Source organism: Labrys sedimenti (genome assembly GCF_034424805.1).
GTDB lineage: Bacteria > Pseudomonadota > Alphaproteobacteria > Rhizobiales > Labraceae > Labrys > Labrys sedimenti.
On sequence record NZ_JAXOUF010000001.1, the window covers coordinates 1,087,852 to 1,101,326 of the forward strand.

The window sequence follows — 13,475 nt, forward strand, 5'->3', positions numbered from 1 at the left end:
TCAATCAGGCCACGATGGCGTGCAACGTCGCCTCTGAGGCCAAGATTTTCTCATGCCCAATCCAACTATTCATCGTTTGGCACCGGCCTGATTTACTCCTATCCGGGTCCCAGCGAGCAAACGATCGGCGGCGCAGGAAAGCGCCGACGATGCGAGCCTCTTCCGGGACACAACCCGAAAATGGAGTTGGGAATGAATTCCTCGTTGTCGCACGGGCGGTTTGTCGCCATGTCCACATTTGCGGCGTCCATGCTCGTCGCCGCGTCGGCATGGGCTCAGACATTCCTTGGGCAGGATCGCCTCCAGCATGTCGTCGATGGCACGATCAAGCCTCTGATGGAACGCAATGCCATTCCCGGCATGGCCGTTGCCGTCATCGCCGACGGCAAGCAATTCATCTTCAATTATGGCCTTGCCTCGCAGGAAGGCGGACAGAAGGTCACGGATTCAACGCTTTTCGAGATGGGCTCGATCAGCAAGACCTTCACGGCTACCCTCGCAGCCTATGGCGTGGCCCGTGGCGCCTTCTCCCTATCGGACAAGGCGGGGCAGAGATTGCCGGCCCTTGCCGGCAGCGGCCTCGAAAATGTCAGCCTGCTCGACCTTGCGACTTATACGGCCGGCGGCCTGCCCTTGCAGTTCCCGGACGGGGTCACCGGCGATGCCAGGATGATCGCCTATTACAAGGCATGGCACCCGGCCTTCCCGCCCGGCACCCACAGGCTCTATTCCAATCCGAGCATCGGCCTGTTCGGCTACCTCGCCGCAGGGGCGATGGGAAAGCCCTTCGACGATCTCATGCAGACGGAGTTGCTGCCCCTGCTCGGCCTCCCCAACACCTATGTCAGGGTACCGCAGGAGCGGATGGCCGACTATGCCTGGGGCCTTACCAAGGATGGCAGGCCCATCCGGGTGTCGCCAGGCCCCATGGATGCCGAGGCCTATGGCATCAAGACGACGGCGACCGACCTCATCCGCTTCGTCGAGGCCAATATCAATGGGTCCCGGCTGGATGAAACGCTCCGGCGCGCTATCGCCGCCACGCATGTCGGCTACTATAAGGTAGGCGTGATGCAGCAGGGGCTCGGATGGGAGATGTACAGTTATCCAACCACGCTCGAGCGCCTGCTCGCCGGAAACTCGGCCAAGATGGCTTTCGAACCGCATGAGGCGCACAAGCTCATGCCGCCACAGCCGGCTCGGCGTGACATGCTGTTCAACAAGACCGGCTCCACCAACGGCTTTGGAGGTTATGTCGCCTATGTGCCGGCCAGGGGCATCGGCATCGCGATCCTGGCCAACAAAAACTATCCCATTCCGGATCGGATCAAGGCGGCCTGGCAGATCCTGAGCGCACTCGACGGCCAGAAAAGGCCGGCGTCCAAGCCCTGAGACGCACTCGTCATTCCTGCGACAGCTCGACAGCGCCCTGCACCTCCGCGGTGCAGGGCTTTTTCGTGCCGTTTGTCCTTCCGCCGAAACCGGAGAGCCACAACCGCCGGCCGATATCCATCTTGACACTCCCGGAGACCATTAATACCATAACTATGCCTATTATAACATAATAATGAAATATCGCATCCAAACAACGGGGAGTACAGCACTATGGAAGACTTCGCCGAAACCAGACGGAATCTGGTCAAGGGCGGCCTGCTCGGTGGCCTGGCCCTGGCAAGCGTCGTCGGCTCCGCCCGGCAGGCAGCAGCACAGGCCTCGTCCGACAGCCTGCTCCGCACCATACTCGATCGCGGCCACCTGATCGTCGGTACCGGCTCGACCAATGCGCCCTGGCATTTCGAAGACGAGAAGGGCGAGCTCACCGGGATGGACATCGCCATGGCCAAGATCCTCGCCAAGGGCCTGTTCGACGATGCCAGCAAGATCGAATTCGTGCGGCAGGATGCCGCCCAGCGCGTGCCCAACATCAACACCGGCAAGGTCGACGTCGTCATCCAGTTCATGACGATCTCACCCGCCCGGGCCCAGCTCGTCGCCTATTCGCGCCCCTATTACGTCGAGGGCGTAGCCTTGCTGACGCGCCCCGACAGCGACAAGAAGACCTTCGACGACCTCCTCAAGGCCGGCTCCTCCGCACGCATTTCCATCCTGCAGAACGTCGATGCGGAGGAAACGGTCAAGAAGGTGCTGCCCGAAGCGACGGTGATGCAGCTCGACAGCCAGCCCAACGTGGTGCTTGCCCTGGATTCCAAGCGCGTGGACGCCGCCGCCGTCGATCTGTCCAACGTCTGGTGGCTCGCCAAGCGCCATCCCGACAAATATTTCGATGCCGGCAAATCCTGGAACGCCATGCTCTACGGTGCCGCTGTTCGCCAGGGCGACCCGGACTGGCTTCATTTCGTCAACACGACCTTCGGCGTGGCGATCCATGGCCACCAGAACGAGATCTATGATGCAGCGCTGCGCGACTATTTCGGCCTGACGCCGCCGGCTCGCAAGCCCGGCCTGCCGACTTTCTAGGTGCCGGTTATTCCGGCAAACTCCCAATAGCATCGCCGGTACGGCTTGGTATCGAATCCGACCGGCGATGCGGGGATTCCATTGCGCACGATGGCTGGACCTCCGGCATGATGAACTATCACTTCAACTTCGCCATCGTCTGGCGCTATTCGGCCAAGCTCTTCGAGGGGCTGCTGCTGAGCATCGAACTGGCGGCCGCGACCATTGCGATCGGCATGCTCATCGGACTGGTCCTCGCCTTGGTCCAGCTCGACGGGCCACGCTGGGCCCGCCCCCTGATCCGCTTCTATGTCGAATTCATCCGCAACGTGCCGCTGCTGCTGCTGGTCTATCTGGTCTTTTACGGCATCCCCAGCGCCATCGACCTGCAATATGGCGCAACGACCTCCTTCGTGGCCACGCTTGCCGTCTATTCCGGCGCCTATCTCGTCGAAGTCTTGCGGGCAGGCCTGGAGGCCGTGCCAAAGGGCCTGACCGAAGCGGGCAAGAGCATCGGCCTGACGCCTTTCGGCGTGCTCTGGTACATCCGCCTGCCGACAGCGCTACGCATCGCCCTGCCCTCGCTCTCGAACACCTATGTCTCCTTGTTCAAGGACACCTCGATCGCCTCCGCCATCGCTGTGCCCGAACTCGCCTACGGCATGCGCTGGATCGAGACACAGACCTTCCGCACCGTCGAAGTCTATCTGCTCGCGACGCCGATCTATCTGGTGACCAGCTACGCCATCCTGCTGCTGCTGAGGCTGGCCGAGCGGCGCTATGCCATCAGCCGGTGATGCCATGTCCATGATTCTCGAAACGCTCCCCTTCCTGCTCGGCGGCCTGTGGACCACGCTCTTCGTCTCCGCGGCCGTGGTCGTGATTTCCCTGCTGATCGGCATTCCGCTCGGCTGTGCGCTGGTCTTCGGACCGGCCTGGGCACGACTGCCGATCCGGCTCTATGCCGATTTCGTCCGCGGCGTGCCGATCCTGGTCCTGCTCTATTTCATCTATTACGGCCTGCCGGCATTGCGCATCAATCTGCCCAGCCTGCTGGCCGCGATCGTGGCGCTCACAGCCTTCAAATCGGCCCAGATCGTCGAGATCACGCGCGGCGCGTTCCAGGCCATTCCGAGGGGGCAGACGGAAGCTGCGCAATCGATCGGCCTCGGCCTCTTCGATCGCTTCGTCTACGTCCTCGCTCCACAGGCTGTCCGGCGCTTCCTGCCGCCCTTCATCAACAGCGTGGTCGACACGGTGAAGGGCTCCTCCCTCGTATCCCTGCTCGGTATCGTCGACCTCCTGCTCTCGCTGCAGCAGGTGATCGGCCGCACCCATGTCGCCCTGCCGCTCTATGTGCTGGGTGCCCTGCTGTATTTCGCCATCAACTTCCCGCTCTCCGCCCTGAGCCGCCGGCTCGAAAAGCGCTTCGTCTGATCGGAAGAACCGCCATGTCCAACGCCGCACCCCAGCCGGTGATCGAGATTGCCAATCTCACCAAGTCTTTCGGGACCCTGCAGGTCCTGAAAGGCGTCGACCTCTCGGTCGAGAAAGGCCAGGTCATCGCCATCATCGGCCCGTCCGGCAGCGGCAAGACAACCCTGCTGCGTTGCATCAACTTCCTGGAAGAATATGACGGGGGATCCGTCCGCATCGACGGGGTCGAGGTCGGCTTCAGCGAGACCAATGGCAAGCGGCGGCGGCGTAGCGAACGCGAACTCGCCCATATTCGCGTCGACGCCGCCATGGTGTTCCAGCAGTTCAACCTGTTTCCGCATCTGACGGCAGCGCAGAACATCATGCTGGGCCTGGTCAAGTCGCGCGGCAAGAGCAAGGCCGAAGCCCGGAGCATTGCCGAGAGATGGCTCGGCCGCGTCGGCTTGTCGGCGAAGATCGATGCGATGCCGGGACAGCTCTCCGGCGGGCAGCAGCAGCGCGTCGGCATCGCGCGCGCGGTGGCGATGGAGCCCAAGGTGCTGCTCCTCGACGAGATCACCTCCGCCCTCGATCCCGAACTCGTCGGCGAGGTCCTCGGCGTCGTGCGCGAGTTGGCGACCGAGGGGCGCACCATGATCCTGGTGACCCATGAAATGGCCTTCGCGCGTGAAGTGGCCGACCGCGTGGTGTTTACAGACCAGGGCAAGATCATGATCGACGCACCGCCCGCGCTGGTGTTCGGCGAGCAGCCGAATGAGCGGCTGCGCGCCTTCCTCGCGCGCTTCGCCGGCCTGCACCAGGGAACGTAAAGGCTCATCGTCATTGCGAGCGAAGCGAAGCAAACCAGGGGCTTGAAGACACAGAGGTTTTGGCCCCTGGATTGCTTCGCTTCGCTCGCAATGACGGAGTCGGTTATTCAAGCTCTATGCTGGCGGTATGATTGCCGTCCCCTACTCCCGCGCGCTGATGACGGCACCCGCGCTGGCGATCATCACGAGTGCGATGCCGCCGATCTGCTGCGGGCTAAGCGGCTCATTGAGGACGAGATATCCGGCCAGCGCGCCGATACCGGGCTCCGCGCTCATCAAGATCCCGAAGGTGGCCGAGGACAGGCGCCGCAGCGCCATCATTTCGAGGGCATAGGGCAGCAGCGGCGTCAGCACGGCCAAACCGATCGTCTGCGCGGCAAGGCCGCCGGGAAACGTGAAGCCGGTTTCGTACAGGCCGAAAGGCGTCGATATCAGCGCGGCCGCCGCGAAGGAGATCGCCAGCCCCTCCAGTCCCTTGAACACTTTGCCGATGCGCTTGCTCAACAAGATGTAGGCAGCCCAGCCGGTCCCCGCGGCAATCGCAAACAGGAAGCCGAGCATGTCGACGCTCCAGCCAGCCTGGTTTCGCACCAGCAAGAGCACGCCGGCAAAGGCCAACACCAGCCAGATCAGGCGCCAGCTGCGGGCAAAGCCGAGAGCGGCGACGCCCAGCGGTCCCAGGAACTCGATGGCAACCACCAGACCCAGCGGCACGCGGGTGATCGCCACGAAGAAAAAGAGCGTCATCATGGCGATGGTCGCTCCCAGCGCCAGGGCAACCAGAATTTCGCGCCGGTGATAGCGGCGGATGTCGGGGCGAACGATGATGCCCAGGATGATCGCGGCCCAGGCCAGCCGGCCCCAGGTGGTGGCGAAGGGGCCATATTCAGCCATGGTGGGATGAGCCAGGGCTGCGCCGAGCTGCACCGAAACCATCGAACATGTGAGCATGAGCAGGGCCAGGCCTGTCTGCGATGTCGATGGGGCGGCCCCTGCCGCCGCGCTGCTTGAATTGTCCTGCAAAGTCCCCTCCCCAGGGCTGTGCTTCTACACCATCGAAGCGGCAAAGCGCAGAGTGGCTGGACGATGATTGTAGGCCTTACCAAAAGCAGGCCTATCCACGTTCACACCCCCTCCGCCCTTCTCGCCCGTATCGTCGAGCTTCGGAAGGATGGCATCATTCTATTTGGGCAACAGAGCGGAATATATAGCTGATGCAAGGTAAAGAAGGTCATTTATCTAATTTTGAAAGGACATTTCGATCTTTTTACATGACCTGGCAGTACCCCCCTCAATTCTTCGCCGATTCCTGCGAGGGGTCGAACTTCTCGATGAAATCGATCAGCGCCGTCACGGCCAGCCCCATGTCGCGAATCGAGGTGAATTCCGCAGGATTGTGGCTGATGCCGCCGCGGCATCGAACGAACAGCATGCCGATCGGACAGAGCGCGGCCAGCGACTGAGCGTCATGCCCGGCTCCCGACGGCAAATGAACCGCCTTGCCGCCCTGGGCAGCGATCGCTGCCGCGAATCCGGCCTGAAGCGCGGGATCACAAGGCTCCGCCTTGGCCTCATAGGTCTGCTCGATCCAGGCCGAAACACCGCGTCGTTCGGCGATGGCGAGGAACTCCGCGCGCAAGGCGTTCATCGCTTCCACACGCCTAGCATCACTCTGAGAACGCAGATCGACCGTAAACACGATTCGGGCCGGAATGACGTTGGAGGCGCCGGGCGACAGGCTCAGCTTGCCAATGGTGCCGACCATGAAATCATCGGCATGGCTTCCGGCAAGGCGTTCGAGCGCAAGCGCCATTTCGGCGCAAGCCGAGAAGGCGTCCCGCCGCAGCGCCATCGGTACCGTACCGGCATGGCCGGCTTCGCCCACGACCGTCACCGAATAGCGTATCTGGCTGGCGATCGCCGTGACGACACCGAGCCCCTCGCCGGCCTCCTCCAACACCGGGCCCTGCTCGATATGAACCTCAACATAGGCCGCCGCCTCGCCGGGCTCATAGGCGGCCGAGGGAATGGCGTCCGGATCCTTGCCATAGAGCCGCAAGGCATCCGCCAGCTTGACGCCGTCGCTGGATTCGATCTGCAGGACTGCCGGATCGAAGCGCCCTGCCACGGCCTCGGAGCCGAGCAACGTCGTCGCGAAGCGAGAGCTCTCCTCATCGCCGAAGGCGAGGACGTCGATGCCGAAGGGCATGGCGCCATGCTTGCGGACAATCTCGCGCGTCGCCAGGATACCAGCGATGACGCCGAACGTGCCGTCATAGGCACCGGCATCGATCACCGTGTCGATATGCGAGCCGATCAGCAGCCGCTGCACGGCATTGCGCGTTCCCGATGACGGCGCCAGCCGGCCTCGAACCGTGCCGAGCGCATCCTCGCTGACTTCCAATCCTGTTTCCGTCATCCAGCGAGCCACGAGGTCTGCCGCCTGGCGATGCTCCGGAGTGAGGTAGAGACGCGTCAGGCGCCCTTCCTCGGCACTGATCATCGCCAGGGCACGGATCATGCCTTCGGCCTCGCGGCCCAATGCCATCGCCCGTTCGATCAACGCATCTGCTCCCTCGACAGCAAGGTCTGGGAACGGCGAACGACATCGAGTCGGGTACGATCAAATGGCATGGCGTGTGTCGGCCTCGTCAGCAGGACATTCCGGAAGCGCTCCGAATTGTCATAGCCGGGCTGGTCCCGGCTATCCAGAGGCCGCACGCGCAACGCCGAGATCCAGGCTGGATTGCCGGGTCAAGTGTAAAGACCGGCAATGACAGGTCATGGATCGATGCGCACGCAAGTGTTGATCCCTGCGCACGCAATGGCCGATCAGTTCGGGAACTTGTCGTCGATGCCCTTGACGTACCAGTTCATGCCGAGGATCTGCGAGGCATCGAGCTTGTCACCGCCCTTGCATTCCACCGTCTCGCCCTGCTGGTTCACCACGGGGCAGGTAAAGGGATGGATCTTGCCGGATTTGAGTCCAGCTTCGGTTTCTTCTGCCAGCTTCTTCACATCGTCGGGCATATTGGTGTAGGGCGCCATCTTGACCATGCCCTTGTCGAGGCCTTCCCAGGTGTCTTCCGACTTCCAGGTCCCGTCCAGCACCGCCTTGGTGCGCTCGATGTAATAGTCGTCCCAGTGATTGATGATGGCGGTGAGCTGGGTCTTCGGGCCGAAGGCGATCATGTCCGAGTCCTGGCCGAAGGAGTTGATGCCCTTCTCCGCCGCGGCCTGGGTGGCGGCGGGACTGTCGGTATGGGTCGCCAGGATGTCGGCGCCCTGCGCGATCAATGCCTTGGAAGCGTCCGCTTCCTTGCCGGGATCATACCAGCTCGAGGTCCAGACGATCTTGATCTTCATGTCCGGGCGCACCGATTGAGCACCGCGCATGAAGGAATTGATGCCCGAGATCACTTCGGGGATCGGGAACGGCGCGACGTAGCCGACGATGCCGCTCTTGGACATCTTGGCGGCGATCACCCCCTCGACATAGCGCCCTTCATAGAAACGCCCGGCATAGGTCGAGACATTCTCGGCTCGCTTGAAACCGGTGGCATGCTCGAACTTCACGTCCGGAAAGTTCTTGGCGGCCTTGATGGTGGGGTCCATGTAGCCGAAGGAGGTGGTAAAGATCAGCTTGTGGGCGGAATCGGCGAGGTTCTCGATGGCGCGCTGGGCATCGGGGCCTTCCTGCACGCTCTCGACATAGGTGGTCTCGACCTTGTCGCCGAGCGCCTTCACCAGCGCCTTGCGCCCGACATCGTGCTGGTAGGACCAGCCGAAATCGCCGACAGGGCCGACATAGATGAAGCCCACCTTGAGCTTCTCCTCGGCACCGGCCGAGGTTACCCCGGCACCGGCCATGAGGCCGCAAACGGCCAGGGCTGCCAATATCGTTTTTTTCATCGAGTTTCCCCTCATGGCGGGCCATACGGATCGAAACGCCGGGCCATGGCCCATGCCCGGCGGCAGTGGAAATCAGCGATCGGGCACGAAAGCGGTGCCGAGCGAACCGGGCGCCACGCCGCGCCGCCCCTTGCCGGCCGAGATCATCACCAGCACGATCACCGTGGCCAGATAGGGCAGGCCCGTCCAGAATTGCGGCGGCCAGACCAGCCAGTGCGGCAGAGAGCCCCCCAGCGCCTGCATGTGCAGATTGCCGATCCAGATGGCCCCGAAGAAATAAGCGCCCAGCAATAGTCGCCAGGGGCGCCAGGACGCGAACACCACCAGCGCCAAGGCGATCCAGCCGCGGCCGGCCGTCATGCCCGTCCCCCAGAAGGGCGTGTCGGCCAGGGAGAGATAAGCCCCGCCAAGGCCCGCGCAGGCCCCGCCGAACAGCACGGCCCCGAAGCGGATGAGCCGGACGGGATAGCCCAGCGCATGGGCAGAGACGTGGTTCTCGCCAACGGCCCGCAGGATCAGGCCGCCGCGGCTGCGATAGAGGAACCACCAGACGGCGGCGACCAGCGTGATCGACAGATAAACCAAGGCGTCCTGACCGAAAACGACAGGCCCGATCACCGGGATGTCGGTCAGGCCGGGTATGTCGAGCGCCGGAATCTTGGCGCGGTTGAGCCCGACAAAACCGGTGCCGAGGAGATCGGACAGGCCGAGGCCGAGAATGGTCAGGGCTAGCCCGGAGGCGACCTGGTTGGCGGCGAGCCCCAGGGTCATGAAGGCGAAAAGCGCCGCGAAAACCATGCCGGCCATGACAGCAGCAAGAAAGCCGAGCGGCGCGCTGCCGGTCATGTAGGCAATGGCAAAGCCCGAGACCGTGCCCATGATCATCATGCCCTCGACCCCGAGATTAAGGACGCCTGAGCGCTCCACGACCAGTTCGCCGATGCCGGCGAGCACGAAGGGCGTCGAGGAGGTGATGATGGTGAGGATGATCGCTTCGGTGAGGTTCATCAGGCCACCTTGGCTGCGCCGCGCACGATACGGATGCGGTAGAGGATGAGCGTGTCGCAGGCGAGCACGTAGAACAGCAGCAGCCCCTGGATCACGCTGGTGATGCCGATCGGCACCTTGAGCGAGATCTGGGCCGCCTCGCCACCGAGATAGGACAGCGCCAGCAACAGGCCGGCGAACAGGATGCCTACCGGATTGAGCCGGCCGAGAAAGGCGACGATGATGGCGCTAAAGCCATAGCCGCTGGCGAAGGGAAGCTGCAGGAGGCCCATCGTCCCGTCAGCCACGCTGATGCCGGCGAGCCCGGCAAGGCCGCCCGAGACCGCAAAGACGAACAGGGTCATCTTCCTGGGCGAAAAGCCGGCGAACAGGGCCGCGCGCGGTGCCTGCCCGAGAAGGCGGATCTCGAAGCCCTTGAGGCCGCGCCACAGCAACACCGCAGCGGCGGCCACCACCAGCAGCGCGAAGATGGAATCAAGATGGATCGGGCTGCGCCGGAACAAGGCCGGCAGCGTATTGTCGAAATTGGCGGTGAGCGGAAAGTTCAGCCCTGCAGGGTCGCGCCAGGGGCCGCGCACGCAATAATCGAGGATCTTGTCGGCGATATAGACCAGCATCAGGCTGGTCAGGATCTCGTTGGTATTGAAGCGCGTCTTCAGGATCGCCGGGATCAGGCCCCAGAGCGCACCGCCGACGATGCCGCCGAGGAGGATGAGCGGCACGGCGTAGAACGGCGTCTGGCCCTGGAACATGAGGGCAATGCCCCCGCCCACCGTAGCGCCGATGATGTATTGGCCTTCGGCACCGATGTTCCAGTTGTTGGAGATGTAGCAGAGCGACAGGCCGACGGCGATCATCACCAGGGGCGTCGCGCGCACCACCAGTTCCTGGGCGGTACGCAGTCCGGTCAGCGGCTTGATGAAATAGACGTAGAGCGCCTCGCCGGGCGGCTTGCCATAGAGGGCGAAGATGATGGCTGCCGAAACCACCGTGAGCAGGATGGCGATGAGCGGCGAGACCAGAGCCATGCCTATGGAGCGCTCGGCCCGCTTTTCGAGTTCAAGCCTCATGATCGGCGCCCCCCATCAGCAGCCCGATCCTCTCCAGACTCATGGCCGACACGGGCTCCGGCGCTGACAGGCGGCCGTGATGGATGACCGCGATATGGTCGGCCACCTCGAAGATTTCGTCGAGATCCTGGCTGATCACCACTACCGCCGCACCACGCCGCGACAGGTCGATCAGCGCTTGCCGGATCAAGGCGGCGGCGCCCGCATCCACGCCCCAGGTCGGCTGGTTCACCACCAATACGCCGGGTTCGCGCAGCATTTCGCGGCCCACCACGAATTTCTGCAGGTTGCCGCCAGAGAGCGAGCCGGCCTCGGGGTCGGGCTTGCCCTTGCGCACGTCGAACGTGCCGGAGATCTTGGCTGCTTCAGCCGAGGCCTTGCGCATGTCGACCATCCCGTAGGACACTAGGCCATTGGCGGCATGGCCTGTCAGCAGTGCATTCTGCGAGAGTGTCATGCGCGGTGCCGCCGCATGGCCGAGACGCTCTTCCGGCACGAAGGCGGCGCGCAGGCGCCGGCGCTCGGTGACGCCAAGCGCCCCAACCGGCTTGCCGTCGATCGCAACCGCCTCCGGCCCGACAGTGCGCTCGCCGGAGATGGCTGCGAAGAGTTCGCTCTGGCCATTGCCCGCCACACCGGCAATGGCGAGAATCTCGCCGCCCCGGGCATTCAGCGTAATCTCCTTCAGCGCGGTGCCATGCAGGTCTTCGGCCGGCAGATTCAGCCCCTTCAATGCCAGGCGTACAGGCCCGTCCCGGTTGGCGAGCCGACCATGCTCGACCATGGCGACGTCGGCTCCCACCATCATGCGGGCGAGGCTGGCGGCGGTTTCCTGGCGCGGATCGCAGGTCGCGACCCGCTTGCCATGGCGCAGCACGGTCGCCGTCTGGCACAGGCGCTTCACCTCTTCCAGCCGGTGGGAGATGTAGAGCACCGCCCTTCCCTCGCCGGTGATGCGTTCGAGGGTGAGGAAAAGCTGGTCGGCCTCCTGCGGCGTCAGCACCGAGGTCGGCTCGTCGAGAATGAGCAGCTTGGGGTTCTGCATCAGGCAGCGCACGATCTCGATGCGCTGACGCTCTCCCACCGAAAGCGTATGCACTGGCCGGCGCGGCTCGAGCGGCAGGCCGTAGGCAGCAGACACTGTCGCGATACCTTCCTCGACATCCCGCAATTTCGTGCCGGGCGGCTGGGCCAGGGCGACGTTCTCGGCCACGCTGAGATTGTCGAATAGCGAGAAATGCTGGAACACCATGCCGATGCCCATGGCCCGGGCAACCGCCGGGCGCGGCAACTGGATCGGTTGTCCTTCCCAGAAGAGCTGCCCCTCGTTGGGCTGGAGCAGGCCGTAGAGAATCTTGACGAAGGTCGACTTGCCGGCGCCGTTCTCGCCTAGCAAAGCGTGAATTTCATGCGGCATGATCTTGAGATCGATGCCGTCATTCGCTCTCAGCGCGCCGAAGATCTTGACGATACCCCTCGCTTCGATCAGGGGCGTGTGAGCGTCTGCCATTGCTGCCACATTCATGGACGTGCCCAATTCATAGGCGCAAACAAGGCAGATGCGAAGAGTTCAGGCATGGTAACGCAGCTTTTCCCCAACTCAGCGACGTACCGGGACCATAGCGTTTTGCGATATGGCGGAATCGCCTCGAATCGCAAAGACGCTCTAGCCAATCTTTTGGATTGGCTTGGAACCAATGAACTAGAGCAAATAAGCGTTCACACTTGAACGCGTTTTGCTCTAGCCGAGACGCCGATGACCTTTCAGGACCGGCAACCGACTGCCGACCTGACGGGGTAATTGCAAGATCTGGGCCACGACGGAAGCCGCGATCACCGCCGGCTCCTTGCCCTCGACGCCCGCTATGCCGATCGGGCAGGTCATGCCTTCAATCAAGCGTTCGTCGAGGCTGGCTTGCCGCAATTGCGAGACGAAGCGAGCCCGCTTGGTCTGGGAGCCGATCACGCCGACATAGGCGAAGCGGTCCGCTGCCAGGGCGGCCGAAACGATGGCAAGGTCGAGCGCATGGCTATGCGTCATCACGACGATCAGCGCATGATCGGGTGCCTCGGCCAGGATACGCTCAGGCTCGGTATCACGCCGGAGCACGACATGCTGAGGCACATGGCTCGGAAAGGCGTCGGGCCGGGAATCGCACCAGACCACCTCGATCGGCAGGGGCGCCAGCGCCAGGATCAGGGCCCTGCCAACGTGGCCGGCTCCGAACAGATAGAGAGACGGGTTCACGGGCTCCAGTCTTTCGAGCAGGCGGCCGTCCGGCAGGAAGCGGCTGGCCGCACCGGCGAGCAGCCCCAATGCCTCTTCGTCGCCGGCGGGACGACGCACGAAGCCGCCCCGGTCATGCGGGATGCCGATACTGACCCGGCCTCTACCGGCCGGTGGCGTCGCGAGATCGTTCAACCAGACGAGATCCTCCCGCTCCAGGCGTTCCAGCATCAGGCCGACCCGGCCGCCGCAGCATTGGCCGAGGTCGGGTCCCAGCGCCTTGTCCATGGAACGCATGCGGCGCCCCTCCCCGGCCGACAGCAGCGCCTGTGCTTCGGCAAGCACCTGCCATTCCAGGGTGCCGCCCCCGACCGTGCCGGAAAAGGCGCCGTCCGCCCGCACGGCCATGCGCGTCCCCGCCTCGCGCGGGCTCGAACCACGTACGTCCATGATGGTGACGAGCACGGCGCGCCCATCGCGCTCGACCATGGCCTTCAGCGTCGCGAAGATCCCCATCGCTCTGCCCGCATCCATGCCGGTTTTGACGCCAGCATG

At 63.6% G+C, this 13,475-nt stretch carries 12 protein-coding genes; 5 read left to right on the top strand and 7 right to left on the bottom strand.

The features are described 5' to 3' along the window. The first annotated feature begins 192 nt into the window (after positions 1-192). The 5 genes from ampC (at position 193) to U1R88_RS05320 (ending at position 4,703) form a co-directional block, all read left to right on the top strand. Complete coding sequence (gene ampC / locus U1R88_RS05300; RefSeq protein WP_425545381.1) at positions 193-1,392, top strand: class C beta-lactamase; 1,200 nt, start codon at positions 193-195, stop codon at positions 1,390-1,392. Positions 1,393-1,605: 213 nt separating this feature from the next. After that, on the top strand, positions 1,606-2,478 hold the full coding sequence (locus U1R88_RS05305) for a transporter substrate-binding domain-containing protein (protein WP_068296187.1): 873 nt from the start codon (positions 1,606-1,608) through the stop codon (positions 2,476-2,478). A 107-nt stretch (positions 2,479-2,585) separates the two neighbouring features. Then, the gene (locus U1R88_RS05310) at positions 2,586-3,254 is read left to right on the top strand and encodes an amino acid ABC transporter permease (protein ID WP_322430296.1); all 669 of its coding nucleotides are present in this window, start codon (positions 2,586-2,588) and stop codon (positions 3,252-3,254) included. 4 nt (positions 3,255-3,258) lie between these two features. Then, positions 3,259-3,894, top strand: a complete 636-nt coding sequence (locus U1R88_RS05315; RefSeq protein ID WP_322430297.1) for an amino acid ABC transporter permease — start codon at positions 3,259-3,261, stop codon at positions 3,892-3,894. A gap of 14 nt (positions 3,895-3,908) precedes the next feature. Beyond that, a complete protein-coding gene (locus U1R88_RS05320; protein ID WP_322430298.1) occupies positions 3,909-4,703 on the top strand; it encodes an amino acid ABC transporter ATP-binding protein in 795 nt (264 codons plus the stop codon). 141 nt (positions 4,704-4,844) lie between these two features. Here U1R88_RS05320 and U1R88_RS05325 read toward each other — a convergent pair whose 3' ends face one another. The 7 genes from U1R88_RS05325 to xdhC all read right to left on the bottom strand — a co-directional run bounded on the left by U1R88_RS05325 (position 4,845) and on the right by xdhC (position 13,436). Then, the gene (locus U1R88_RS05325) at positions 4,845-5,726 is read right to left on the bottom strand and encodes an EamA family transporter (protein ID WP_322430299.1); all 882 of its coding nucleotides are present in this window, start codon (positions 5,724-5,726) and stop codon (positions 4,845-4,847) included. A 268-nt stretch (positions 5,727-5,994) separates the two neighbouring features. Then, the gene (locus U1R88_RS05330; protein ID WP_322430300.1) at positions 5,995-7,266 is read right to left on the bottom strand and encodes a M20 family metallo-hydrolase; all 1,272 of its coding nucleotides are present in this window, start codon (positions 7,264-7,266) and stop codon (positions 5,995-5,997) included. A gap of 269 nt (positions 7,267-7,535) precedes the next feature. Continuing rightward, positions 7,536-8,615, bottom strand: coding sequence for a BMP family ABC transporter substrate-binding protein (locus U1R88_RS05335; RefSeq protein WP_322430301.1), 1,080 nt, complete (start codon positions 8,613-8,615; stop codon positions 7,536-7,538). Positions 8,616-8,687: 72 nt separating this feature from the next. Continuing rightward, positions 8,688-9,623, bottom strand: coding sequence for an ABC transporter permease (locus U1R88_RS05340; protein WP_322430302.1), 936 nt, complete (start codon positions 9,621-9,623; stop codon positions 8,688-8,690). Then, a complete protein-coding gene (locus U1R88_RS05345; RefSeq protein WP_068296170.1) occupies positions 9,623-10,693 on the bottom strand; it encodes an ABC transporter permease in 1,071 nt (356 codons plus the stop codon). Before U1R88_RS05345 ends, U1R88_RS05340 begins: the two co-directional genes overlap by 1 nt. Beyond that, the gene (locus tag U1R88_RS05350; RefSeq protein ID WP_322430303.1) at positions 10,683-12,203 is read right to left on the bottom strand and encodes an ABC transporter ATP-binding protein; all 1,521 of its coding nucleotides are present in this window, start codon (positions 12,201-12,203) and stop codon (positions 10,683-10,685) included. Before U1R88_RS05350 ends, U1R88_RS05345 begins: the two co-directional genes overlap by 11 nt. 231 nt (positions 12,204-12,434) lie before the next feature. Continuing rightward, positions 12,435-13,436 carry a xanthine dehydrogenase accessory protein XdhC gene (gene xdhC, locus U1R88_RS05355; RefSeq protein WP_322430304.1) on the bottom strand — a complete coding sequence of 334 codons (1,002 nt, stop codon included), beginning with the start codon at positions 13,434-13,436 and terminating at the stop codon, positions 12,435-12,437. Positions 13,437-13,475 lie beyond the last annotated feature (39 nt).